Raw genomic sequence first — 464 nt, forward strand, 5'->3', positions numbered from 1 at the left:
TGCTTCCCCTCGCCACCGCGACGTGGTGGTAGAGCGGGACCTGGACGTGCCCGCCGGGGTTGATGAGTGAAATAGCCATGAGATCTCCTGATCGGTTGTGTGATCGAGACGCAAGAGGGCCCCCGTGCTCTCTTGTGGTTACTCGGAAACCATAGGAGAGTGTCCGCTGACATGGAAGAACGCACTTTTTAGAGACTGGGGAACCTCATGGTGACCAAGCAGTTCGCGGGCACGGCCGACGAAGCGGACCTCAGGCGCGCGGACTCCCTGGCGCGGGAGATCTTCTCGGACGTCGCCAACAAGTGGGCGCTGCTCATCATCGAGGCTCTCGGTGAGCGCACCCTGCGCTTCGGCGAGCTGCGCGACGAGGTCGAGGGCATCAGCCACAAGATGCTCACCCAGAACCTGCGCATGCTGGAGCGCAACGGCCTGGCCGAGCGGACGGTGTATCCCACCGTGCCGCC

General features: G+C 63.6%; 1 protein-coding gene. It reads left to right on the forward strand.

Going from position 1 to position 464, the window contains the following annotated elements; all coding sequences use genetic code 11:
* Positions 1-207: 207 nt before the first annotated feature.
* The coding region (locus tag ACSC1Q_RS43120; RefSeq protein WP_436764531.1) for a winged helix-turn-helix transcriptional regulator at positions 208-464 on the forward strand (257 nt) is incomplete at its 3' end.

Origin of the sequence: Streptosporangium heterodermiicola (assembly GCF_051390675.1) — a bacterium.
Classification (GTDB): Bacteria; Actinomycetota; Actinomycetes; order Streptosporangiales; family Streptosporangiaceae; genus Streptosporangium.